The organism is Chromobacterium sinusclupearum (assembly GCF_002902845.1).
Taxonomy (GTDB): domain Bacteria; phylum Pseudomonadota; class Gammaproteobacteria; order Burkholderiales; family Chromobacteriaceae; genus Chromobacterium; species Chromobacterium sinusclupearum.
Map to the genome: position 1 here is coordinate 17,910 of NZ_PPTF01000019.1, position 23,725 is coordinate 41,634.

Sequence of the window (23,725 nt, forward strand, 5' to 3'; positions counted from 1 at the left end):
GCTGCATGAAATGGACCGACGTTAACGACATCGCCATCGAACTGGCCGAAGCCCATCCCGAGGTGGACCCCAAGTCCGTGCGCTTCGTCGATCTGCACAACTGGGTGGTGGACCTGCCCGGCTTTGACGACGACCACAGCCGCGGCGGCGAGCGCGTGCTGGAGGCGATTCAGCAGGCATGGATAGACGAGGTGGAATAAGCCACTTTCGCATCAAGGCCCCGCCAAGCGGGGCCTTTGTCATGGCAGCGCGTGTCAATCCGCCGCAGCGGGTTTATCATCGATGAATACGCGCCGGCGCTGGGCCGGCAACCGACACGGAGCCGCCATGTTCACCCTCATCATCGGCAACAAGAACTACTCCTCTTGGTCGCTGCGTCCCTGGCTGGTGCTGAAGATGCTGGACGAGCCGTTCAAGGAACAGCAGATCGACCTGTTCCTATCCGACACCAAGGCGCGCATCCTGGCCGCCAATCCGGCCGGCAAAGTGCCGGTACTGGTGGACGGCAAACTGCGGGTTTGGGATTCGCTGGCCATCTGCGAATATCTGGCCGAGTGCTTTCCCGCAGCGCGCTTGTGGCCGGACGACGCCAAGCTGCGCGCCGTCGCCCGCTCCATCGTGGCGGAAATCCATTCCGGCTTTGAGGCGCTGCGGCGCAGCCTGTCGATGGACATCACCCTGCGGCAGATCGATTACGAAAGCTCGCCGGCGGTGGAGGCCGACATCGCGCGCGTCGTTTCGCTATGGGAAGAACACCGCGCCAGCCATATCGCCGACGGCGATTTCCTGTTTGGCCATTTCACCATCGCCGATGCCTTCTTCGCGCCGATCTGCACCCGATTCCAAACCTATAACGTCGCGCTGCCGCCCGCTTCCCAGGCTTACGTGCGCCATATTCTCAGCCTGCCGGCCATGCAGGAGTGGTATCGGGCGGCCGAACTGGAAAATAACAGGCCTGCTTGATGAATCGTGGTCGAAAGGTGTCGCAAATCGAGTGGAACAACGCGCCATAAGTCATTAGAATGGCGCGTTTTTTATATTTTCATTACATCAAGGAAATCCGAACATGAGCACCCCGTTCATCATTGGCGTTGCTGGCGGCAGCGGCAGCGGCAAAACCACGGTTACCAACAAGGTGCTGGAAACCATTGGTTCCGAGATGGCGGCGGTAATCATCCAGGACTACTACTATCGCGACCAGAGCCACCTGACTTTCGAGCAGCGGCTGGGCACCAACTACGACCACCCGCAGGCGTTCGACTGGCCGCTGCTGATCTCGCATATCGATGATCTGCGCAACGGCCGCGCCATCGAGATGCCGGTGTACGACTTCGCCAACCACACCCGCTCCGACCAGACCGTCACCGTGCAACCGGCGCCGGTGATCGTGATCGAAGGCCTGTTCCCGCTGTACGACGCCGCGCTGCGCGAAATGATGTCGCTGAAAATCTTCGTCGATACCGATTCCGACGTCCGCTTCATCCGCCGCCTCAAGCGCGACATCGCCGAGCGCGGCCGCACCATGGAAAACGTGATCGAGCAATACCTGACCACGGTGCGCCCGATGCACAACCAGTTCATCGAGCCGACCAAGCGCTTCGCCGACGTGATCCTGCCGCACGGCGCCAATGACCCGGCGGTGGACATCATCACCACCAAGGTGGCCAGCCTGATGGTGTGACTGACGTCCGCCCGCCAAGCCGCCTCCGGGCGGCTTTTTGCTGCCTGCTTGACGCCCGCCGCCGCCGGGCACAGAATCGCCTGCGCGCCGCATGGCGCATTCTCAACAAGGACAATCATGCATACGATCAAACCGCGCAATCCGCTGGCTTGCGCGCCGATATTGAAAAAAGGCGGGGCGCACGCGGCCAGCCGCTCCGGACAGCGCCATGCGCAAAAACAGGCGCTGTGGGCCGAACTGCAGGACTGGAACGAATGGGATCACCATCCGCTCGCCGCAAGCCAGGGCGAAGCCGACGCCGAAGAGGCGTTTTTGGCGAACGCAGCCGCAAAAGCAACAGGCCATCATCGAGATGGCCTGTTGCTTTTGCGCGCTGGCACGCTAACAATTCCGTACAATGCATTTACACAAGGCGACATGCGCTGCCAGTAGAATGCGCTTTCGCTATTGCAAATTGGATCACCGCCTCATGAAATGGATCGCCACCACGCTGCTGATGCTGCTGCTTGCCGGCTGCGGCAGCATGGGCCTGAAAAAACCGCAAGTCAGCCTCAGCAATATCGAACCGGGCAAGAGCACGCTGTTCGAGCAAAACTTCCTAGTGACGCTGCGCATCAGCAACCCCAACGCCATCCCGCTGAAAGCCAATGGCCTGACCTTCGAAGTGATGGTGGCCGGCGAGAAACTGGGTACCGGCATGAGCGACCAGCCGATCTCCATCCCGGCCAACGGCGAAGGCCAGGTGCAGCTGCAGGTGCGCACCTCGCTGGCAGGCTGGATACGCCAGCTGGCCAACTGGCAGCAGTTGCCGGGCGGCAAGCTGGACTACGATGTCCACGGCCAGTTGCAAGGGCTGAACGGCATGGCGGACCTGCCGTTCGAAAGCAAGGGGCAGTGGCAACTGCCCGCGCTGAAAAAATAGGCTTTAACGCTGCAAGGGGGCGACGCAGTCGTTGCCCTCGAAGCTGACGCTGAGCACTTCCTGCGTTTTCTTGTCGACCACAAAATTGGTGGCGCAGCGGTACTGGTAGGTGCCGCCGCCGCTGAAACCATTGCTGACCCAACGCCCCGGCGTTTCGATCACCTTGGCTTGGCCGTTGTTGTCGGTGACGGTCACCTTGGTGCCGGGCTCGTAACGGGTGTTCTCGGTCAGCGGCTGCTGCACCGTGCTTTCTTTCACATACGAATACAGCATATTGCCATTGGGCATTTGCATGGTCTTGGTGGGCGGTCCCCATACGCTCAACATTTCGTTGGCGTCGCGGCCCTGCCAGCGATATACCTTTTGCGCGTAGCCTTCCTGGGTGGGAATCATGGAGCAGCCGGCCATGCCCAGCAGCAACAGCGGTAACAACAGCTTGTTCATTGTCAGCCTTTTTCTTGTCCGATACGCATCACGCCGCCCATTTTCCCGTCTGAGCATGAAAAACGCCAGCCCAAGGGCTGGCGTAGCAAATCAAACCATCTGATTTTTACAATTTGAAGCGGCTAAACGCCTGCTGCATGCTGCGCGCCACCCCATCCAGCGCATTCAGCGTTTGCTGCGCCTCCTGCAGCGCGGCATCGGAATCGAGGATCTTGTTGTTGATCGACTCGGTGCTCTGCGCCATCGCCGTGGTGGCGTTGTGCTGCTCGCCGGTGGACAGGGCGACATCGCCTATCTTGTCCACTACCTGGCCCATCGCGCGGGTGATGTCCACCAAGCGCGAGCGCGCCTGTTCGGTCTGGCTGGCGCTGCTGTCCACCGACTGGATGGTGCGCTCCATATTGCCCACCGCCTTGCCGGTTTCGGACAGAATGTTCTGCACCATATTGCCGATCTCCACCGTAGCCGTGCCGGTGCGCTCCGCCAGCTTGCGCACCTCGTCGGCCACCACGGCGAAGCCGCGGCCCTGCTCGCCGGCGCGCGCGGCTTCGATCGCGGCGTTCAGGGCCAGCAGATTGGTCTGATCGGCAATGTCGCGGATCACGCTGGTGATCTTGGAAATCTCCTGCGAACGCTGCTCCAGCGCCGCCAGCAGGCCGGCCAGCTCACCCACCGACTGGCTGGTGCGCGCCATCTCGCCGCTGATGCGCTGCAGCTCCTCGGCGCTGGCCTGGGAGTGGGCGCCGGTATCGCGCGCCAGCTCGTCGGTTTCGCGGGTGGCGTCGGCGATGTGCGAGATGCTGACGGTCACTTCTTCAATCGCCGCCGCGTTGGAGCTGGAAATATCGGCCAGCGCATGCGAATCCTCGGCCACCTTGGCCACCACCGCGCCGACGGAGATCACGCCCTGGGTCAACTGCTCGGCTTCGCTACGTAGCTCGCGGAACATGCCGTTCAGGCGTTCGACAAACTGGTTGAAGGCTTCTGCCATCTGCGCCACCTCGTCTTCCCCTTCCGCGCCGATGCGGCGGGTCAGATCGCCCTCGCCTTGCGAAATCTCGCGCAGCGCGTCGCGCACCTGGATCAAGCCCTTCAGCAAACGCCCCAGATACGAACCCGCCAGCAGCAGCATCACCACCAGCACCACCAGCAGTTCGATCACCATATCGACCATCATCTGCCGCAGCGGCGCGTCGCGCAGTTCGCTGTCCACCACCACGCCCAGCACCCAGTCGCTGCCTTCCACCGGGCTCAGGCGCAGCAGGCGGCGTCCGCCATCCAGCTCCACCTCGGCCGCTTCCTTCTTGTCCAACAGGCTGGCGATGTGGTCAGCATCCATGCCCGGCATCAGGTCGGACAGCGGCTTCAAAGCCGTATCCGGCTTGGGATAAGCAATCAGTTTGCCATCCTTGCCCATCAGGAACACAAAGCCATTGCCCGGCAAGGACACGGACAAGACCGACTTCACCAGCTGGCCGATGGCGATGTCGCCGCCGACCACCTTGTTGCCGGCCGGCAAGGCCTGGGCCACGGTGATGACCAGATCGTTGATGGTGGCGCTGGCGGGCTTGTATGGCGGCGTCACGATCACGCCGCCCTTGGCCTTGGCGGTCTTGAACCAGCCGCGCGAAGCGGGATCGTATTCCGGGCTGGGCTTCTGCTTGCCGGGGATGGAATAGACCATGCCCTTGGTGTCGCCGTCGCCGACGAAAATCTGGATATAGCCGCCGGCCTCGGCCAGCTGCTGCAGATAGAGGGTGGGATCGGCTTCTCCGCCATGGCGCACGGCGCTGGCGATGATCTGCCGGCGCTGCTCCAGCCAATTGGAGACGAAGCGCTGCTGTCCGCTGATGGCCAGATCGAGCTGGGCATCGATGCTGTCGGACAGATTGCTGCGGAATTTCAGATAGGCGCTGACGGCTGTGGCGCAGGTAGCGACCAATATGGCCAGCGCCAACAGCAGGGCGATCTTGCTTCGGATGGATTTCATGGCATTGCGCTTTTCATCGACGATGGGCCGGCCCCACACCACCCGCGCAGAATCTGCGCTGGCAGCGAGCCTCAAAACGCGGCAAATTGTAAATCACAGTTACAAATTGCGCGACCAGTCGTAAGCAAAATAATCCAACATCCTGACCAGCAGACAAGCAATAGCCAGCTGACATGTCGCTTCCGCCACACTGCCGGCCGGCTGCTTCTCGATCTTGTTATAGCTTGAAACGTCCAAACGCGTCCTGCATGGTGCGCGCCACGCGACGCAAATCTTCCAGCGTCTGCATCGCGCCCTGCAGCGCGGCGTCGGAGTCCAGAATCTGGTTGTTGATCGACTCGGTGCTTTGCGCCATCGCCGTGGTGGCGTTGTGCTGCTCGCTGGTGGACAAGGCCACGTCGCCGATCTTGTCTATCACCTGCTGCATGGCGTCGCTGATGGCGATCAGGCGGCCGCGCGCCTGACTGGTCAGTTCCACGCTGGTATCCACCGCGCCCACCGTGCGCTGCATATTGCCCACCGCCTTGCCGGTTTCGCTGAGGATGTTCTCCACCATATCGCTGATTTCCACCGTCGCCTTGCCCGTGCGCTCCGCCAGCTTGCGCACCTCGTCCGCCACCACCGCGAAGCCGCGGCCCTGTTCGCCGGCGCGTGCCGCCTCAATGGCCGCGTTCAGCGCCAAGAGGTTGGTCTGATCGGCGATGTCGCTGATCACGCTGGTGATCTTGGAAATCTCCTGCGAGCGCTGCTCCAGCGAGCCCAGCAGCGCAGATAGCTCGCCTACGGACTGGCTGGTATGCTCCATCTCGGTGCTGATGCGCTGCATGTCGCCGGCGCTCTCGCGCGAGTGCTCGCCGGTGTTGCGCGCCAGCGAATCGGTTTCGCGCGTCGCATCGGCGATGTGCGAGATGCTGACGGTCACTTCTTCAATCGCCGCCGCGTTGGAGCTGGAAATATCAGCCAGGCGATGCGAGTCGTCGGCCACCTGCTTGACCGCGCCGCCGACTTCGATCACGCCTTGCGCCAGTTGCTCGGCCTCATCGCGCAGTTCGCGGAACATGCCGTTCAAACGGCCGACAAACAGGTTGAACGCCTTGGCGGTCTGCGCCACTTCATCATCGCCCTGCACATCGATGCGGCGGGTCAGATCGCCCTCGCCCTGCGCGATCTCCTGCATCGCGTCACGCACCTGGACCAGGCCGCGCAACAGCTTGGCCAGATAGCCGGAACTGAGCGACACCAGCACCAGCAGCACCACGGCCACGCCGCCGGCAATCAGCCAGATCAGCTGCGTCACCGGCGCCAGCACCGCGGCTTCGTCCGCCGCCACCGCCAGCACCCAATCGGTGCCCGGCACCTGGCGCAGCACCACCAGGAAGGTCTTGCCCTCGATCTCCAGCGGCGTCACTTCGCCGCTGTTCACCAGTTGCTGGAAACGGTTGTCGTCCAAAGCCGGAATCAGCTCGCCAATCGGCTTCAACTCCTGGCCCGGCTTGGGATAGGCGATGACCTTGCCCTGGCGGGTCAGCAGGAAGGCGTGGCCGTCGCCGGCCAGCTTGATGTCCAGCACCGACTTCACCAGTTTCTCGATCAGGATATCGCCGCCGACGACGATTTCCTGGCCCGGCGCCTTGTCGGCGATGGTGATCACCAGCTTGTCCTTGGTTTCCGGTTCGGAGTCTTTGTACGGATCGGTGACGATCACGCCGCCGGCGGCCTTGGCCTGCTGGTACCACGGCCGTTGGGCCGGCTGGTATTCGGCGCTGGGCTTGGCGCGGCCGGGCACGGAGTAGAACATTTCGCCGCTATCGCCGTGGCCGGCATAGATGATGTTGAAACCGCCGCCCTTGGCGATCTGCTGCAGATAGTAGCTGGCCTGCGGATCGCCGGCGCGGCTGAGGCTGGCGCCGATCAGGTTCTTGCGCACCGTCAGCCATTCCGACACCAAGCCGCCTTGCAATTGCTGCACCTGGGTGACTTCGCGTTTGGCCTCGTCGTAGGCGTGGTTGCGGATATTCAGGCAAGCGAGAATGGTGACGCTGAGGGTGGCCACCAGAATGGAGGCCGCCGTCAGCAGCATGAGCTTGTGTCGGATGGAGCGCATGATGATAAGCCGATACTGATATAAAAGGCTTATTATCCGGCATGCAGGCTGCGGCGCACCGTTAAAAATAACATTCCATTTAAATAATAACGCCAAATTTCAATCATTCTTGCTGAAAGATGGCAATAAAGCTTAATCGCGCCATTCTGCGCTCTGTTGCCACAGCAGGCTGTCGATGAATTTCAGCAGGGGATCGGCATCGCGGCGCGGATGCCAGACATGCTCCACTTCTATCGCCAGATCGGCGTCGTCTATGCGCCGCCAGCGCAGGCCGGCGTCTCCTCCCCGCAACACTTGCGCGATCAAATCCGGCAGCACCGCCACCGCCGGCAGCCGCTCCAGCAGCAAGGGAATCGCCAGCAGGCTGGCGGTGGAGGCGATCACCCGCCGCGCCTGGCCATGCGCGCGCAGATAGTCGTCCACCAGGCTGGCGTCGTTGCCGATGTACGAGGTGTACAAATGCGGCGGCCGCGCCAGCTGGGCCGCGTCCAGCAAGGAGGGCAATGCCAGGCGGCCGGCGTGGTGCACGCAGACGAAGCGGCTGCGGAACAAACGCCGCCGGCTCAAACGCCCCGGCAATTGCGGAAAATGGCCGATGGCGCCGTCGATGCGCCGCTCGTCCAGCGCGGTCGGCACCTCGGACGCCGGCATCGCCAGCACCTGCAGGCATAGGCCGGGCGCCTGTTCTTGCAGGGAGGCGATCAGCCGCGGCAACAACGCCGCCTCCAGCAAGTCCGGCATCGCCAGCCGGTACGCCCCGTCCAGTTGGGTTGGATCGAAAGCGTGCGGCGCGATCAGCTGCTGCGCCTGCGCCAGCCATGCCTCCAACAGCGGCAGCAAGGCCTCGGCATAGGGGGTAGGCGCCATGCGCCGGCCATCGCGGCACAACAGCGGGTCGCCGCACTGTTCGCGCAGCCGCTTCAGGATATGGCTGACCGCCGGCTGGCCCAGGCACAGCCGCTCCGCGCTCTGGCTGACGCTGCGCGTGCTCAGCAGCGTGTGCAGCACCACCAGGCTGTTCAGATCGAGGCGGCGCAAGCGCAGGGCGTCAATATCATTCACAGTAATACATCCAATGAAAACGATCGATTTTATTAAATCATAAGCGCTTTCTACACTGGCGGCATCCCCCACTATCGGATGCCTCGGCATGCAATCCTCCCCGCACTCGACCAGCCGTGCCCGCCTGCTGGCGATCGCCTTGATCGCCTGGCTGGAATTCCTGCAAAACGGCCTGCTCAACTTCGCCTCCTCGCAGGTCATGGGCGGCATCGGCGCCGGCCCGGAGGAATTCAGCCAGGCGGCGATGGCCTATGCGCTGTGCGCGGTGGTTGCCTTGTTCAACCATCAGTGGTGCGTGGAGCGCTTCGGCTCGCGCCGCCATCTGCAGGCGTCCATCGTTCTGTTCGCGCTGGGCGCGCTGATCGCCGGCGCGGCCGAGTCGCCTGACGGCTTCATCGCCGGCCGGGCGATACAAGGCCTGGGCGGCGCCGCCTTCTTCACCGCGGCGCGCTTGGAAGTGGCGCAATTGCCGCTGGCCAAGCGCGGCCTGGGGCTGGTGGCCTTCGGCCAGGCGCTGCTCCTGGGCAGCGCGCTGGGGCCGCTCTTGGGCGGCTGGCTGCTGCAGGCCCATGGCTGGCGCGCGCTGTGCTGGGGCGTTTTGCCGTTTCTGCCGCCGGCGCTATGGGCCGCCCGCCTGCTGCCCTTGCGCCCGCCCGCGCCCCGTCCCGCGCATTACCCGGCGCAATCGTTTGTCTGGCTGCTGGCGGCAGTGTTTTTGCTGCAATGGCTGATTCAGCAAATGCCATACCAACTGTTCGGCCATCCGCAATGGCTGGCCGCCGCCGGCGCAGCCGGCATCGTCAGCTATGCGCTGTTCCGCTCCCTGCACCGCCGCCGCGCCTCGGACCGCCGCCGCTGGCGCCTGTTGCGGCGCCCCGGCTACCGCATGGGCCTGTTCGGTTACAGCTGCTGCTACCTGCTGGTTTCGGCCAATAGCTATATCCTGCCTATGTTGACGGTGCAGGCCTTGGGTTTCGACCTGCCCACCAGCGGCCTGCTGCTGTCGATCAGCTATCTGGCGGGCATGTTGTTCGCGCTGCTGTACGCCGGACTGTTGCTGCGCGGACGCGCGCCCGGCCTGCGCCAGACGCTGCTGGCCAGTTGCGCGCTGCTGGCGGCCTACGGCTGGCTGATGAGCGGCCTCAACGGCGAGGCCGGCGTCGGCCGCTTGACGCTGATCCTGCTGCTGAACGGCGGCTTCATGTCCCTGTTCATCATGTCGGTGGCACAGAGCACCTTCCGCACCATCGCCCCCGCCGCCTTTGCCCACGCCTATCAAACCAAGAACATCGTGCGCCAGGTTTCGATCTCCGCCGGCGTGGCCCTGGCCAGCGTTTTCATGCAGGAACGCAACGCGCTGCATTACAACCGTCTGGCCGAGCGATTTTCGTGGGATGCGTGGCAATTTAACGACGCTTTGCATCTTTTACGGGAACAATTGCCCAATTTGAGCGATACTCAGCGACTTGGAGTGCTGGCCGGCGAACTGGCCCGGCAGGCCACGCTGATTTCCTGTCTGGACTTTTTCCGTCTGGAGGTATGGATCGCGCTGGCGCTGGCGGGCTGTCTGCTCGCCCTGCGCGCAGCGGATTGATCTGCGGCAGCCGGCTCTCGCTCGTACCCATGTTTCATCAGGAAGAAATTGTCATGCGCAAGAGCGGCACGCAATCGGAGACCTTCAACAAGATCGTCGAGGCCAGCCTGCAGCTGTTCAATCAGGAAGGCGAACGCGTCATCACCACCAACCACATCGCCGAGCGGATGAACATCAGCACCGGCAAGCTCTACTATCACTTCCGCAACAAGGAAGAGATCATCAACGAGCTGTACCATCGCTATGTGAAGGGGATGGCGGAGCAATTGTCCGCCGCGCTGAACCACAACAACTCGATCGAGGCGATGGTGATGGCGATGGAAAAGACGCTGCGCCATATCTGGAGCTTCCGCTTCCTGCCCAAGAGCCTGCCCAGCCTGTTCTGCGTCAACCCGCAGTTGGAAGAGGAACATCAGCAGCTGTCCCGCGGCCAGCTGAACAGCAAGCTGGGCCAGCTGTTCGCCAGCCTGCGCGAACAAGGCATGCTGCTGGTGGACGACCAGCAGCTGGTGCATCTGGTGCAGCATTTCCAAATGGTGCAAACCGGCTGGGTCAACACCATCAAGCAGAACGCCAGCGCGGCGGAGCTGGACAAGCTGATCCAGTCCGGCTGCCGCAGCCTGATGTTCCTCTTGGCGCCCTACGTCAGTCCGCGCTTCCAGTCGCCGTTCGAGCGCGTGTTCTCGCGTTATGCCTAACTAGGCCTGATACCCGCCACGAAACCCACGAAAAACACGAACATCTGCTGCGCGCAACAAACTATTTGGCCAAGCATCGGCACGGCGCGACGTATTGAGTCTCGGTGTAAGCTTTTCGTGGATTTCGTGGCCAAAATCCGCCGTTCAAATAAAAACACCCCGCGATCGCTCGCGGGGTGTTTTCGTTCAGACCGGCAAACCGGGCTTAGATCATGCCCTTGCTCTTCAAGAGTTCGAACATGGTCTTGCCGATTTCGGCCGGGCTGCGGGTGTAGGCGATGCCTGCGCGCTCGAAAGCCTTGAACTTCTCTTCCGCCGTGCCCTTGCCGCCGGAGATGATGGCGCCGGCGTGGCCCATGCGCTTGCCCTTCGGCGCGGTGACACCGGCGATGTAGCCGACCACCGGCTTGGTCACGTAGGACTTGGCGAACTCGGCCGCTTCCTCCTCGGCGGAACCGCCGATTTCGCCGATCATCACGATGGCGTCGGTATCCGGATCATCCTGGAACAGCTTCAGCGCGTCAATGTGGCTGGTGCCCGGGATCGGGTCGCCACCGATGCCGATGCAGGTGGACTGGCCCAGGCCCAGCGCGGTGGTTTGCGCCACGGCTTCGTAGGTCAGGGTGCCGGAGCGGGACACGATGCCGATGCGGCCCGGGTTGTGGATGTGCCACGGCATGATGCCGATCTTGCACTCGCCCGGGGTGATGATGCCGGGGCAGTTCGGGCCGATCAGGCGGATGCCGGCTTCGTCCACGGCCTTCTTCACGTACAGCATGTCCAGGGTCGGCACGCCTTCGGTGATGCAGACGATCAGCTTCACGCCGCTGTCGATGGCTTCCAGGATGGAATCCTTGGCGAAGGCTGCGGGCACGTAGATCACCGAGGCGTCAGCCTGGGTTTGACGCACGGCGTCCTTCATGGTGTTGAACACCGGCAGGCCCAGGTGCTCGGAACCGCCCTTGCCCGGGGTGACGCCGCCCACAACCTTGGTGCCGACCTTCAGCGCCTGTTCGGCGTGGAAAGTACCGTTCTTGCCAGTGAAGCCTTGCACCAGCACTTTGGTGTCTTTGTTTACCAATACGCTCATTTTGTATTCCTCAGCTCAGTGCGGGTCTCAGGCAGCGGCCTTGACGGCGGCGACGATCTTCTCGGCAGCGTCGTTCAGACCCTGGGCGGAAGTCAGTTTCAGACCGGATTCGTCCAGGATCTTGGCGCCCAGTTCGGCGTTGTTGCCTTCCAGACGCACCACCACCGGCACCGTCACGTTCACTTCCTTCACGGCGGCGATGATGGCCTCGGCGATCATGTCGCAGCGGACGATGCCGCCGAAGATGTTGATCAGCACGCCTTGCACCGAGGTGTCGGCCAGGATCAGCTTGAACGCTTCGATCACGCGCTCCTTGGTGGCGCCGCCGCCCACGTCCAGGAAGTTGGCCGGCTGGCCGCCCTTCAGCTTGATGATGTCCATGGTGGCCATCGCCAGGCCGGCGCCGTTCACCATGCAGCCGATATTGCCTTCCAGCGCCACGTAGTTCAGGTCGAACTCGGAAGCCTTCACTTCGCGCTCGTTCTCCTGGCTCTTGTCGCGCATGGCCAGCAGATCCGGGTGTCGGTACAGGGCGTTGGAGTCCAGATTGATCTTGCCGTCCACGCAGGCCAGTTGGCCGTTTTCGCGCAGCGCCAGCGGGTTGACTTCGAACAGGGCGAAGTCGTTCTCGACGAAGGCCTTGTAAGCGCCCAGCATCAGCTTGGTGAAGGAGGCGACTTGTTCGCCCTTCAGTTCCAGCGCGAAAGCGGCGTCGCGCGCCTGGAACGGCTGCATGCCGACCAGCGGATCGATCTCGATCTTGATGATCTTTTCCGGGGTCTCTTCGGCCACCTTCTCGATTTCCACGCCGCCTTCGGTGGAAACCATGAACACGACGCGCTGGCTGCCGCGGTCCACCACGGCGCCCAGGTACAGTTCGCGCTGCACCGGGTACATGTCTTCGCAGACCAGAACCGAGTTCACCGGCTGGCCGGCGGCGTCGGTCTGATAGGTCACCAGATTGGTGCCAATCAGGGTCTTGGCGACTTCCGCGGCTTCTTCGCGGCTCTTCACCACTTTCACGCCGCCCGCCTTGCCGCGGCCGCCGGCGTGCACCTGGGCCTTCACGACGGCGAATTTGCCGCCCAGCTTGTCGTAGGCGGCAGCCGCTTCTTCCGGCGACGTGGCCAGAATGCCTTGTTGCACCGGCAGGCCGTAACGGCTCAGCAGCTCTTTCGCTTGGTATTCATGCAGGTTCATCTATGGTTTCCTTTCGGGGAAATGATGGCGGGCATGCGCCTCTGCCTCTATTCCTTGATCGCTTGCCAAACCTTGTTGGCGCAGGCCGCGCCAGCCCCCCGGCTGGCATCTCGGCCCGTTCCCGGTTGGGTCGTGCGCATTGTACACGACCCGCGCTCCCATCAACCGTGCAACGCGCGCTTGTCGGCGGCGAGCGCGGCTTCGTGCACCACTTCGGACAAGGACGGGTGGGCGTGGACAATGCGCGCCAGGTCTTCGCTGGCGGCCTTGAACTCCATCGACACCACGCCCTCGCTCACCAGCTCGGACACCATCGGGCCTATCATGTGCAGGCCCAGGATGCGGTCGGTCTTGGCGTCGGCCAGTATCTTGACCATGCCCTGCGCCTGGCCCAGGCCCAGCGCGCGGCCGTTGGCGCCGAAGCCGGAAGTGCCCTTCTTGTACTCGATGCCCTCGGCTTTCAGCTGCTCCTCGGTCTTGCCGACCCAGGCGATTTCCGGCGAGGTGTAGATCACCCACGGAATCACGCCGAAATCGACATGCGGCTTCTGGCCAGCGATGCGCTCGGCCACGGCCACGCCCTCTTCCGACGCCTTGTGCGCCAGCATCGGGCCACGCACCACGTCGCCGATCGCCCACACATTGGGCAGATTGCTATGGCAGTGCTCGTCCACGGCGACGAAGCCGCGCTCGTCCAGCTGCAGGCCCACCACCTCGGCGCCCAGGCCCTGGGTGTTCGGCACGCGGCCGATGGACACGATCAGCTTGTCGAACTCGGCCTTCACCGCTTCGCCGTTCAGTTCGTAATTGACGGTGACGCTCTTCTTGCCGGTCTTGATCTCGCCGATCTTCACGCCCAGCTTGATGTCCAGGCCGGTGTCCTTGGTCAGCGTCTTGAACGCTTCCTTGGCGATCTGTTGGTCGGCGGCCGCCAGGAAGGTCGGCATCGCTTCCAGAATGGTCACTTCGGCGCCCAGACGCTTCCAGACGCTACCCATTTCCAGGCCGATCACGCCGGCGCCGATCACGCCCAAGCGCTTGGGCACCGCCGTCAGCGCCAGCGCGCCTTCGTTGTCCAGCACCAGCTGGTTGTCGGTGGCCAGACCCGGCAACGCGCGCGGGCTGGAGCCGGTGGCCACGATCACGTGGACGGCTTCCAGGGTATCCACCACCGCGCCATTGTCGGTGACTTCGATCAGCCACTTGTCGCCCTGGCGGCCCTTGAAGCTGGCCAGGCCATGGATGTTGGCGACCTTGTTCTTCTTGAACAGGAAGCTGATGCCGGCGGCGTTCTTGGTGATGATCTCGGTCTTGCGGGCCAGCATCTGGCCCACATCCATCTTGGCGCCGGACACGCTGATGCCGTGTTTGGCGAAATCATGCTGCACGGCGTGGAAGTTTTCCGACGACTGCAGCAGCGCCTTGGACGGAATGCAACCGACGTTCAGGCAGGTGCCGCCGAGGGAAGGCTTGCCTTCCGGGTTCTTGAACAGGTCCACGCAAGCGGTGTTGAAGCCCAGCTGGGCCGCGCGGATGGCCGCGACATAACCGCCGGGACCGCCGCCGATCACTACCACATCAAACTGTTGGCTCATGGGATTTCCCTTGGGGTCAGGCCTTGCCGACTTTGAACAGCAAGGCCCCGAAAGCAATCATGAACAGCGCGATGACGATCTTGCCGAACAGGTTGTAATAGCTCTCCCGCACGCCTTGCTGGCGCTTTTTCCAGGTCAGGAAAAGCAGCGCCACGCCAGCCAGTACCGAGGCGAGTGCGTAAAGCCAATCCGGCAGATTCATGTTTACTCCGTTCGTGAAATATCAGACAGGCCGGCTTGCGCCGGCCCGGTTCATCACAGGTCGAGCAGCAGACGCGCCGGATCCTCGATGGCGTCCTTGATGGCCACCAGGCTCAGCACCGCTTCGCGACCGTCGATGATGCGGTGGTCGTAGGATTGGGCAAGATACATCATCGGGCGCACCACCACTTGACCGTTCTCAACCACGGCGCGCTCCTTGGTGGCATGCATGCCCAGGATCGCCGATTGCGGCGGGTTGATGATGGGGGTGGACATCATCGAGCCGAAAGTGCCGCCGTTGGAGATGGTGTAAGTGCCGCCGGTCAGCTCTTCCACGGTCAGCTTGCCTTCCTGGGCGCGCTTGCCGAAGTCGGCGATCTGCTTCTCGATCTCGGCCAGGGACAGCTGGTCGGCGTTGCGGATCACCGGCACCACCAGGCCGCGCGGGCTGCCCACGGCCACGCCCACGTCAAAGTAGCCGTGGTAAACGATGTCGTTGCCATCCACCGAAGCGTTGACGATGGGATATTTCTTCAGCGCGGCAACCACGGCCTTGACGAAGAAGCCCATGAAGCCCAGCTTGATGCCGTGCTCTTTCTCGAACTTCTCTTTGTACTTGTTGCGCAGGTCCATCACCGGCTTCATGTTCACTTCATTGAAGGTGGTGAGGATGGCGTTGGTCTGTTGGCTCATGACCAGACGTTCGGCCACGCGCTGGCGCAGACGCGACATCGGCACGCGCTGCTCCGGACGGCCGGACAGGATGCCGGCGACGTTGACGGCGGACGGCGTGGAAGCCAGGGCGACGCCGGCGTTGGCGGCCGGGGCGATCACCGGACCGGCCTGCGACGGCGCGGCCGACTTGGCGGCGGCTTGCACGTCTTCCTTCAACACGCGGCCATCGCGGCCGGAGCCGGCCACTTTGGACAGATCAACGCCGGTTTCGGCGGCCAGTTTGGCGGCGGACGGCATCGCGGCAGCGCCGGCAACCGGGGCGGCGGCTTGAACCGGAGCCGGCGCAGCGGCGGGCGCCGGGGCGGCGGCAGCGGCCGGAGCGGCTGCGCCTGCCTTGGCGGCGGTGTCGATCTTGGCGATCAGCTGGCCAGAGGTCACGGTCGCGCCATCCTGCTGGACGATTTCCACCAGCACGCCGGCTTGCGGCGCCGGCAGTTCCAGCACCACCTTGTCGGTTTCCAGGTCGATCAGGTTTTCGTCGCGGTTGACGAATTCGCCGACCTTCTTGTGCCAGCTCATCAGCGTGGCTTCGGATACGGATTCCGGCAGTTGCGGAACTTGGACTTCAATCAGCATGTTCTTCTCCATGGAGGAGCGGCCGCGATGCCGCCCCTTTTCTCTCATTGGCTCAGCGGGAAACCGTCATCGCTTCTTCGACGAAGGCCTTCAACTGGGCGACGTGCTTGCTCATATAACCTACGGCCGGCGAGGCGGACGACGGACGGCCGGCGAACGACAGCTGCTGCTTGGCGTTCAGCAGGCCTTCCAGGCGATGGCGGATCTGGTACCAGGCGCCCTGGTTGCGCGGCTCTTCCTGCACCCACATCACTTCCTTGGCCTGGGTGAAGCGCGCCAGTTCGGCGGCCACCTGCTCGGTCGGGAACGGATACAGCTGCTCGATGCGCACGATGGCCACTTCGTCTTCCAGCCCGCGTTCCTTGCGGCCGGCGGCGAGGTCGTAGTACACCTGGCCGGCGCACAGCACCACGCGCTTGACCTTCTTCGGATCCTTGGCCACGGCATCGCCAATCACCGGGCGGAAGCTGCCGGTGGTCAGGTCTTCGATCGGGCTCATGGAGTCCTTGAAGCGCAGCAGGCGCTTGGACAGGAAGATCACCAGCGGCTTGCGGTACGGACGCAGCACCTGGCGGCGCAGCATGTGGAACATCTGCGCGGCTTCGGACGGCATCACCACCTGCATATTGTGCTCGGCGCACAGCTGCAGCCAACGCTCGACGCGGGCGGACGAGTGTTCCGGGCCCTGGCCGTCGTAGCCGTGCGGCAGGATGGTGGTCAGGCCGCACAGACGGCCCCACTTGGTCTCGCCGGAGGAGATGAACTGGTCGATGGCTACCTGGGCGCCGTTGGCGAAGTCGCCGAACTGCGCTTCCCAGATCACCAGCTGATCCGGCGCGGAGCAGGCGTAGCCGTACTCGTAGGCCAGCACCGCTTCTTCGTTCAGGATGGAGTCGATCACCAGGAAGTCGCCCTGGTTGTCGGACATATTGCGCAGCGGCACATAGGCGCCCTGGTCCCAGCGTTCGCGGTTCTGGTCGTGCAGCACGGCGTGGCGGTGGCTGAAGGTGCCGCGGCCGGAGTCTTCGCCGGAGATGCGCACGCCGAAGCCGTTGGTCACCAGGGAGGCGTAGGCCAGCGTCTCGGCCATGCCCCAGTCCACGTTCTGCTCGCCTGCGGCCATCGCCTTGCGGGCGGCCAGCACCTTCTGCACCGTCGGGTGCAGCTTGAAGCCGTCCGGCAGCGTGGTGAACTTGTCGGTCAGGCGCTGGATGTCGGCCAGCGGCAAGGAGGTGTCGGTCGGATGCGCCCAGTGGGTGCCCAGGTACTGGCTGAAGTCCAGCGCGTGCTCGCGCTTGTAATTGGACAGCGTGGTCTGCTCCACGTGTTCGCCCTTGTCCAGCGCGTCGCGGTAGGCCTGGATCAGCGCGTCGGCTTCCTCGGCCTTCAGCACGCCTTCCTGCACCAGACGCTCGGCATACATGGCGCGCACGCCTTGATGCTTGGCGATCTTCTTGTACATCATCGGCTGGGTCAGGAACGGGTCGTCGCCCTCGTTGTGGCCGAGCTTGCGGTAGCACACCAGATCGATGACCACGTCCTTCTTGAAGGTCATGCGGTAGTCCAGCGCGGCCTGCATCACGTAGCACACGGCTTCCGGATCGTCGCCGTTCACGTGCAGGATAGGCGCCTCGATCATCTTGGCCACGTCGGTACAGTACATCGTGGAGCGGATGTCGCGGGTGTCCGAAGTGGTGAAGCCCACCTGGTTGTTGATGACGATGTGGATGGTGCCGCCGGTGCCGTAGCCGCGGGTCTGCGACAGGTTGAAGGTGCCCTGGTTGACGCCCAGACCGCCGAAGGCGGAGTCGCCGTGAATCAGCACCGGCACCACGGTCTTGCGCTCATTGTCCTTGCGGCGCTGCTGGCGCGCGCGCACCGAGCCTTCCACCACCGGGTTGACGATTTCCAGGTGCGAGGGGTTGAACGCCAGCGACACGTGCATCGGTCCGTTGGCGGTCGGGATGTCGGACGAGAAGCCCATGTGGTACTTCACGTCGCCGGAAGCCATCTGCTGGGCGGCCTTGCCTTCGAATTCGGCGAACAGGTCGCGCGGCTGCTTGCCCAGGGTGTTGACCAGCACGTTCAGGCGGCCGCGGTGGGCCATGCCGATGATCAGTTCCTGCACGCCCTGTTCGGTGGCGTTCTGGATCAGGTGGTCCAGCGCGGCGATGGTGGATTCGCCGCCTTCCAGCGAGAAGCGCTTCTGGCCGACATACTTGGTATGCAGATAACGCTCCAGCGTCTCGGCCGCGGTGATCTGCTTCAGGATGCGCTGCTTCTTGGCCGCGTCGTAGCGCGGGGTGGACAGATCGCCCTCGAAGCGCTTTTGCACCCAGTGCTTCTCGTCGGACTGGGTGATGTGCATGTACTCCACGCCGATATTGCCGCAGTAGGTCTGCTTCAGGCGGGACAGGATGTCGGACAGCGGCAGCTTCTGCGCGCCCACCAGCGAACCGGCGTTGAACTGCACCGCCATGTCGGCGTCGGTCAGGCCGTGGGTGGCCGGGTCCAGTTCGCGCACGATGGCCTGGTCCATCCGCTTCAGCGGGTCCAGATTGGCCTGGCGCGAACCCAGCACGCGGTAGGCCGAGATCAGCTTCAGCACGCCCACTTGCTTCTGCATCGCCTCCCAGTCGGTGGCGGCGGCGGTGCGCTGGCCGGTCAAGGGCTTCTTGGCCAGCTGGATGAACGACTCCTGGATCGGCAGGTGCGGCACGTCGCGCTCGGCGGCGCCCGGCGCTTGCGCCAGCTTGTCGAAGTAATCGCGCCACTCGTGCGGCACGGACGTGGCGTCAGCGAGGTACTGTTCGTACAGCTCCTCGATGAACGGGGCATTCCCGCCGAACAGGTAGGAATGGCTGTACATGGATTGCATCATGGTCTGGCTACCCTTTGTCTGGATGTTGCAGCATTTGCGCAAAGCGCTATGGCAAGACGGTCTTGCCGCAGCGCTCTGAGAGCCTTCAGCGGCTCAAAAAAGGGCTGGTCGAAGCCCCCGCTTCAACCAACCCTGCTTCTTCAAATCAGCGCTTGGCGATGTCCACGAAATCGCGACGCTCGGCGCCGGTGTACAGCTGGCGCGGACGGCCGATCTTCATGCCCGGATCGCCGATCATTTCGTTCCAGTGCGCGATCCAGCCCACGGTGCGGGCCAGCGCGAAGATCGGGGTGAACATGGAAACCGGGATGCCGATGGCGGACAGCACGATGCCGGAGTAGAAATCCACGTTCGGATACAGCTTGCGCTCGATGAAGTACGGGTCGGACAGCGCGATCTTTTCCAGCTCCATCGCCAGCTTGAACTTCGGGCTGTCCTGCAGGCCCAGTTCCTTCAGCACTTCGTCGCAGGTGTGCTTCATGATGGCGGCGCGCGGGTCCATGTTCTTGTACACGCGGTGGCCGAAGCCCATCAGCTTGTAGCGCTTGTCCTTCACGCCCTGCATGAAGTCGGCCACGTTATCCACGGAACCGATCTCGTCCAGCATCTTCAGCACGGCTTCGTTGGCGCCGCCGTGGGACGGGCCCCACAGGCAGGCGATGCCGGCCGCGATGCAGGCGAACGGGTTGGCGCCGGAGGAGCCGGCCAGACGCACGGTGGAGGTGGAGGCGTTCTGCTCGTGGTCGGCGTGCAGGGTGAAGATGCGGTCCAGCGCGCGAGCCAGCACCGGGTTCACCTTGTACTCTTCGCACGGGGTGGAGAACATCATGTGCAGGAAGTTTTCCGCGTAGGTCAGGCCATTCTTCGGATACGAGAACGGCAGGCCCTTGTTGTAGCGGTAAGCCTGGGCGGCGATGGTCGGCAGCTTGGCGATCAGGCGGTGGGCCGAGATGCGGCGGTGTTCCGGATTGGAGATGTCCAGCGAGTCATGGTAGAAGGCGGACAGCGCGCCCACCACGCCCACCATCACGGCCATCGGGTGCGCGTCGCGGCGGAAACCCTTGAACAGGCTCATCAGCTGGTCGTGCAGCATGTTGTGGCGCATCACGCCGCGTTCGAATTCCTTGCGCTGGGCGGTGGTCGGCAGTTCGCCGTTCAGCAGCAGATAGCAGACTTCGAGATAGTCGCTCTTCTCCGCCAGTTGTTCGATCGGGTAGCCACGGTAGTACAGCTGGCCCAGATCGCCGTCGATGAAGGTGATCTTGGATTCGCAGCTGGCGGTAGCCAGGAAGCCGGGGTCAAACGTGAACATGCCGGTCTTGCCAAAGGCGCGGATGTCGACAACGTCCGGACCCAGGGTGCCCTCGAGGACCGGCAGGTCCAGCGTTTCCTTACCCTCGTTGTAGCTGAGCGTTACTTTGCGATTCGTTTCCACAGCAATACTCCCAGTCGTTATTTCGTTGTTGTTAGTGTGGTCGTGGCGGCCGTCACAGCGATCGCAGGATCGCGACAATGGCCATTTGTTCCGGATCGTCGAGATCGGCCTTGCCGTTTACGACATCCAGGAAGTCAGTGTCAGGCAGATCAAGCAGGCTCCGGTAGGCGTCGATCTCGGCCGGGGACAGCCGCTCGAACGGGCCGGCGAAGAATTTCTCCAGCACCAGGTCGAGTTCGAGCAGGCCCCGGCGCGAACGCCAGCGGATCCGTTTCAGTTCGATCGGATCGTATCCGGTCATACCGCGCGCCTAACCATCAGGTCCTTGATCTTGCCGATGGCCTTGGTCGGGTTCAGACCCTTGGGGCAGACATCGACGCAGTTCATGATGGTGTGGCAGCGGAACAGACGGTACGGGTCTTCCAGATTGTCCAGACGCTCGTTAGTGGCTTCGTCGCGGGTGTCCGCGATGAAGCGGTAGGCGGCCAAGAGGCCGGCCGGGCCGACGAACTTGTCCGGGTTCCACCAGAACGACGGGCAGGACGTGGAGCAGCACGCGCACAGGATGCACTCGTACAGGCCGTCCAGCTCCTTGCGATCTTCCGGCGACTGGCGGCGCTCGCGTTCCGGCGGCGGCGTGTCGTTGATCACGTACGGCTTGATCGAGTGGTACTGCTTGAAGAACTGCGCCATGTCCACGATCAGGTCGCGCACCACCGGCAGGCCCGGCAGCGGACGCAGCTCGATCGGCTGCTTCAGCGTGCGGAAGTCGGTCAGGCAAGCCAGACCGTTCTTGCCGTTGATGTTCATGGCGTCGGAGCCGCAGACGCCTTCGCGACAGGAGCGGCGGAAGGACAGCGTGTCGTCCTTGGTTTTCAGCTTGACCAGGGCGTCCAGGAGCTTGTGCTCGGTGGCGTCCATGTCGATGCTGATCTCCTGCATGTACGGCTTGGCATCCTTGTCCGGATCGTAGCGGTAGATGCTGAATTTGACAGTTTCGGTAGTCATCTCTGTTCAACCCTTAGTAGGAGCGGGCCTTCAACTTGATCGTTTCGACAGTCAGCGGCTGCAGGTTCACCGGCTTGTATTCCAGACGGTTGCCGTCGCGGAACCACAGGGTGTGCTTGAGCCAGTTCTTGTCGTCGCGGCCGTTCGGGGTTTCCGGGGTGTCCGGCGCGTCGTCGCGCACGTGGGCGCCGCGGCTCTCGGTGCGGGCATTGGCGCTGATCATGGTGGACTTGGCCACTTCGATCAGGTTTTCCAGCTCCAGCGCCTCGATGCGGGCGGTGTTGAATACCTTCGACTTGTCGCCGATCTCGGTCTTCGCCACCATCTTTTCCACTTCCAGAATCTTGTCCACGCCTTCGGCCAGCATGTCCTTGAAGCGGAACACGCCGCAGTGCGCCTGCATCACGCGCTGCATCTCGGCGCGCGCCTCATGCACCTGCACGCCGTTGGTTTGACCGTCCAGGCGCGCCACGCGGGCGACGGAGCGCTCCACGTCGGCCATCGCCAATTCCGGCAGGTCTTCCGGCTGCTTCTTGATGAAGTCGATCATCGAGTTGGCCGAGCTCTTGCCGAATACCAGCAAGTCCAGCAGCGAGTTGGTGCCCAGGCGGTTGGCGCCGTGCACCGAGGCGCAGGCCACTTCGCCGGCGGCGTAGAAGCCATGCACCGGCTCGCCGTGCACCACCACTTCGCCGTGGTAGTTGGTGGGGATGCCGCCCATCTGGTAGTGGCAGGTCGGCACCACCGGGATCGGGGCCTTGATCGGGTCCACGCCGGCGAACTTGATGGAGATTTCGCGAATGCCCGGCAGCTTGGACATGATCACCTCGGGGTCGAGGTGGGTAATGTCCAGCAAGACGTGATCCTTGTTCGGACCGCAGCCGCGGCCTTCGTTGATCTCGGACACCATGGCGCGCGACACCACGTCGCGGGAAGCCAAATCCTTGGCGTTCGGCGCGTAACGCTCCATGAAGCGCTCGCCGGAGCTGTTGCGCAGAATGCCGCCTTCGCCGCGCACGCCTTCGGTGATCAGCACGCCCGCGCCGGCCACGCCGGTCGGGTGGAACTGCCAGAACTCCATGTCTTCCAGCGGGATGCCGGCGCGGGCGGCCATGCCCAGGCCGTCGCCGGTATTGATGAAGGCATTGGTGGACGACGCGAAGATGCGGCCGGCGCCGCCGGTGGCGAACAAGGTGGCCTTGGCCTGGAACACTACGATCTCGGAGGTTTCCATTTCCATGGCCACTACGCCCTGCACGCGGCCTTCGGCGTCGCGGATCAGGTCCAGCGCCATCCATTCCACGAAGAAGTGGGTGTTGGCGCGCACATTGCGCTGATACAGCGCGTGCAGCATGGCGTGGCCGGTACGGTCGGCGGCGGCGCAGGCGCGGCGCACCGGCTTGCCTTCGCCGAATTCCGACATATGGCCGCCGAACGGACGCTGGTAAATGGTGCCGTCCGGGTTGCGGTCGAACGGCATGCCGAAGTGTTCCAGCTCCACCACCACCTTCGGCGCCTCGCGGCACATGAATTCGATGGCGTCCTGGTCGCCCAGCCAGTCCGAACCCTTCACGGTGTCGTACATGTGCCAGTGCCAGTTGTCCGGCTCGGAGTTGCCGAGCGAGGCGGACACGCCGCCCTGGGCGGCCACGGTGTGGGAACGGGTCGGGAATACCTTGGACAGCACGGCGGTTTTCAGGCCGGCTTCCGACAGTTGCAGCGCGGCGCGCATCCCTGCGCCGCCAGCGCCCACGACAACTGCATCAAAATGACGAATGGCGATACCCATTACAGCCCCCAAACCACTTTAACGGAATAGATGAAACAGGAAACCAGCCAGACGATGGTGAACACGTGCAGCGCCAGGCGGATGCCCACCGGCTTCACGTAGTCCATCCATACGTCGCGGATGCCTACCCATACGTGCAGGAACAGCGCCAGCAGCGAAACCTGGGTGAACAACTGCACCCAGGTATGGCTGAACAATTCTTTCCAGCTGTCAAAACCGGACGGCAGCGACAGCAGGAACAGCGCCATCGCCACGGTGTAGATCACCATGATCACGGCGGTGACGCGCTGCATCACCCAATCGCGCAGGCCGTAGCCGGCGCCGACAACAATGCGGTTTACCATAGAGCGATGCCTCCCAGAACCAGCGTCAGCAGCAGGCTGACGGCCAGCACGGTTTTCGCGGTGGCGCGGGCGGTCTCCAGCTCGAGACCCTTGTGAACGTCAAGGAACAGAAAACGGATGCCGGCGCAGAAGTGGTGCATGTACGCCCAGATCAGGCCCAGCAATACCAGTTTCATCAGCGGGTGGGAGACTACGGCGCGGTAGGTTTCAAACGACTCGGCGGAGCTGAGCGAACCGTGCAGCAGATAGATCAACAGCGGGAGGGAAAAGAACAACGCCACACCACTGACCCGGTGCAGGATGGAGACGAAGCCCGGCACGGGCAGTCTGATCCTGGCCAAGTCCAGATGCTTCGGTCTTTGCTTCTGCATAAGGC

The 23,725-nt window shown here is 63.3% G+C and carries 23 protein-coding genes; 7 read left to right on the plus strand and 16 right to left on the minus strand.

All coding sequences use genetic code 11. From position 1 onward, the window contains the following. Window positions 1-5: 5 nt before the first annotated feature. The 5 genes from iscX to C2134_RS05330 all read left to right on the plus strand — a co-directional run bounded on the left by iscX (window position 6) and on the right by C2134_RS05330 (window position 2,603). Window positions 6-200: a Fe-S cluster assembly protein IscX gene (gene iscX, locus C2134_RS05310; RefSeq protein WP_071109698.1), complete on the plus strand. Its 195-nt coding sequence runs from the start codon at window positions 6-8 to the stop codon at window positions 198-200. Window positions 201-327: 127 nt separating this feature from the next. Beyond that, window positions 328-963 carry a glutathione S-transferase family protein gene (locus C2134_RS05315; protein ID WP_103318448.1) on the plus strand — a complete coding sequence of 212 codons (636 nt, stop codon included), beginning with the start codon at window positions 328-330 and terminating at the stop codon, window positions 961-963. Between the two features lie 103 nt (window positions 964-1,066). After that, a complete protein-coding gene (gene udk / locus C2134_RS05320) occupies window positions 1,067-1,681 on the plus strand; it encodes a uridine kinase (RefSeq protein WP_043628282.1) in 615 nt (204 codons plus the stop codon). A 117-nt stretch (window positions 1,682-1,798) separates the two neighbouring features. Next, window positions 1,799-2,113 carry a hypothetical protein gene (locus tag C2134_RS05325; protein WP_103318154.1) on the plus strand — a complete coding sequence of 105 codons (315 nt, stop codon included), beginning with the start codon at window positions 1,799-1,801 and terminating at the stop codon, window positions 2,111-2,113. A gap of 37 nt (window positions 2,114-2,150) precedes the next feature. Beyond that, a complete protein-coding gene (locus tag C2134_RS05330) occupies window positions 2,151-2,603 on the plus strand; it encodes an LEA/WHy family protein (protein ID WP_103318450.1) in 453 nt (150 codons plus the stop codon). Between the two features lie 3 nt (window positions 2,604-2,606). Here C2134_RS05330 and C2134_RS05335 read toward each other — a convergent pair whose 3' ends face one another. The 4 genes from C2134_RS05335 to C2134_RS21140 all read right to left on the minus strand — a co-directional run bounded on the left by C2134_RS05335 (window position 2,607) and on the right by C2134_RS21140 (window position 8,203). Next, on the minus strand, window positions 2,607-3,047 hold the full coding sequence (locus C2134_RS05335; protein ID WP_103318156.1) for a hypothetical protein: 441 nt from the start codon (window positions 3,045-3,047) through the stop codon (window positions 2,607-2,609). A 106-nt stretch (window positions 3,048-3,153) separates the two neighbouring features. After that, window positions 3,154-5,037: a methyl-accepting chemotaxis protein gene (locus C2134_RS05340; RefSeq protein ID WP_103318452.1), complete on the minus strand. Its 1,884-nt coding sequence runs from the start codon at window positions 5,035-5,037 to the stop codon at window positions 3,154-3,156. A 217-nt stretch (window positions 5,038-5,254) separates the two neighbouring features. After that, complete coding sequence (locus tag C2134_RS05345) at window positions 5,255-7,141, minus strand: methyl-accepting chemotaxis protein (RefSeq protein WP_071109692.1); 1,887 nt, start codon at window positions 7,139-7,141, stop codon at window positions 5,255-5,257. A gap of 132 nt (window positions 7,142-7,273) precedes the next feature. Continuing rightward, window positions 7,274-8,203 carry a LysR family transcriptional regulator gene (locus tag C2134_RS21140; protein ID WP_158248702.1) on the minus strand — a complete coding sequence of 310 codons (930 nt, stop codon included), beginning with the start codon at window positions 8,201-8,203 and terminating at the stop codon, window positions 7,274-7,276. An 88-nt stretch (window positions 8,204-8,291) separates the two neighbouring features. Between C2134_RS21140 and C2134_RS05360 the strand changes: the two genes are divergently transcribed. Both C2134_RS05360 and C2134_RS05365 read left to right on the plus strand, forming a co-directional pair. Further along, window positions 8,292-9,797 carry an MFS transporter gene (locus tag C2134_RS05360; protein ID WP_103318160.1) on the plus strand — a complete coding sequence of 502 codons (1,506 nt, stop codon included), beginning with the start codon at window positions 8,292-8,294 and terminating at the stop codon, window positions 9,795-9,797. Window positions 9,798-9,850: 53 nt separating this feature from the next. Then, window positions 9,851-10,495, plus strand: coding sequence for a TetR/AcrR family transcriptional regulator (locus tag C2134_RS05365; RefSeq protein WP_158248703.1), 645 nt, complete (start codon window positions 9,851-9,853; stop codon window positions 10,493-10,495). Window positions 10,496-10,700: 205 nt separating this feature from the next. Here the strand turns inward: C2134_RS05365 and sucD are convergent, their stop codons facing one another. The 12 genes from sucD to sdhC all read right to left on the minus strand — a co-directional run bounded on the left by sucD (window position 10,701) and on the right by sdhC (window position 23,720). Next, entirely contained in the window at window positions 10,701-11,585 is an 885-nt protein-coding gene (gene sucD / locus C2134_RS05370) for a succinate--CoA ligase subunit alpha (RefSeq protein ID WP_071109690.1), read from the minus strand. Window positions 11,586-11,612: 27 nt separating this feature from the next. Further along, a complete protein-coding gene (gene sucC, locus C2134_RS05375) occupies window positions 11,613-12,785 on the minus strand; it encodes an ADP-forming succinate--CoA ligase subunit beta (protein ID WP_043624884.1) in 1,173 nt (390 codons plus the stop codon). A gap of 161 nt (window positions 12,786-12,946) precedes the next feature. Further along, entirely contained in the window at window positions 12,947-14,380 is a 1,434-nt protein-coding gene (lpdA, locus tag C2134_RS05380) for a dihydrolipoyl dehydrogenase (protein WP_103318165.1), read from the minus strand. Between the two features lie 16 nt (window positions 14,381-14,396). Continuing rightward, window positions 14,397-14,582, minus strand: a complete 186-nt coding sequence (locus C2134_RS05385) for a hypothetical protein (RefSeq protein ID WP_071109688.1) — start codon at window positions 14,580-14,582, stop codon at window positions 14,397-14,399. Window positions 14,583-14,635: 53 nt separating this feature from the next. Further along, window positions 14,636-15,892: a 2-oxoglutarate dehydrogenase complex dihydrolipoyllysine-residue succinyltransferase gene (odhB, locus tag C2134_RS05390; protein ID WP_103318454.1), complete on the minus strand. Its 1,257-nt coding sequence runs from the start codon at window positions 15,890-15,892 to the stop codon at window positions 14,636-14,638. Between the two features lie 52 nt (window positions 15,893-15,944). Beyond that, the gene (locus tag C2134_RS05395) at window positions 15,945-18,773 is read right to left on the minus strand and encodes a 2-oxoglutarate dehydrogenase E1 component (RefSeq protein WP_103318167.1); all 2,829 of its coding nucleotides are present in this window, start codon (window positions 18,771-18,773) and stop codon (window positions 15,945-15,947) included. 145 nt (window positions 18,774-18,918) lie between these two features. Then, complete coding sequence (gene gltA, locus C2134_RS05400; protein ID WP_103318169.1) at window positions 18,919-20,208, minus strand: citrate synthase; 1,290 nt, start codon at window positions 20,206-20,208, stop codon at window positions 18,919-18,921. Window positions 20,209-20,260: 52 nt separating this feature from the next. Continuing rightward, window positions 20,261-20,509, minus strand: a complete 249-nt coding sequence (locus C2134_RS05405; RefSeq protein ID WP_043624895.1) for an FAD assembly factor SdhE — start codon at window positions 20,507-20,509, stop codon at window positions 20,261-20,263. Beyond that, window positions 20,506-21,216, minus strand: a complete 711-nt coding sequence (locus tag C2134_RS05410; protein ID WP_043624897.1) for a succinate dehydrogenase iron-sulfur subunit — start codon at window positions 21,214-21,216, stop codon at window positions 20,506-20,508. Before C2134_RS05410 ends, C2134_RS05405 begins: the two co-directional genes overlap by 4 nt. A gap of 13 nt (window positions 21,217-21,229) precedes the next feature. Then, window positions 21,230-23,005 (minus strand): succinate dehydrogenase flavoprotein subunit, encoded by a 1,776-nt coding sequence (gene sdhA, locus C2134_RS05415; protein WP_103318171.1) that lies wholly within the window; start codon window positions 23,003-23,005, stop codon window positions 21,230-21,232. Next, window positions 23,005-23,349, minus strand: a complete 345-nt coding sequence (sdhD, locus tag C2134_RS05420; RefSeq protein ID WP_103318173.1) for a succinate dehydrogenase, hydrophobic membrane anchor protein — start codon at window positions 23,347-23,349, stop codon at window positions 23,005-23,007. The genes sdhA and sdhD overlap by 1 nt, the downstream gene beginning before the upstream one ends. Further along, window positions 23,343-23,720 (minus strand): succinate dehydrogenase, cytochrome b556 subunit, encoded by a 378-nt coding sequence (gene sdhC, locus C2134_RS05425; protein WP_043624903.1) that lies wholly within the window; start codon window positions 23,718-23,720, stop codon window positions 23,343-23,345. Before sdhC ends, sdhD begins: the two co-directional genes overlap by 7 nt. Between the last annotated feature and the right edge of the window lie 5 nt (window positions 23,721-23,725).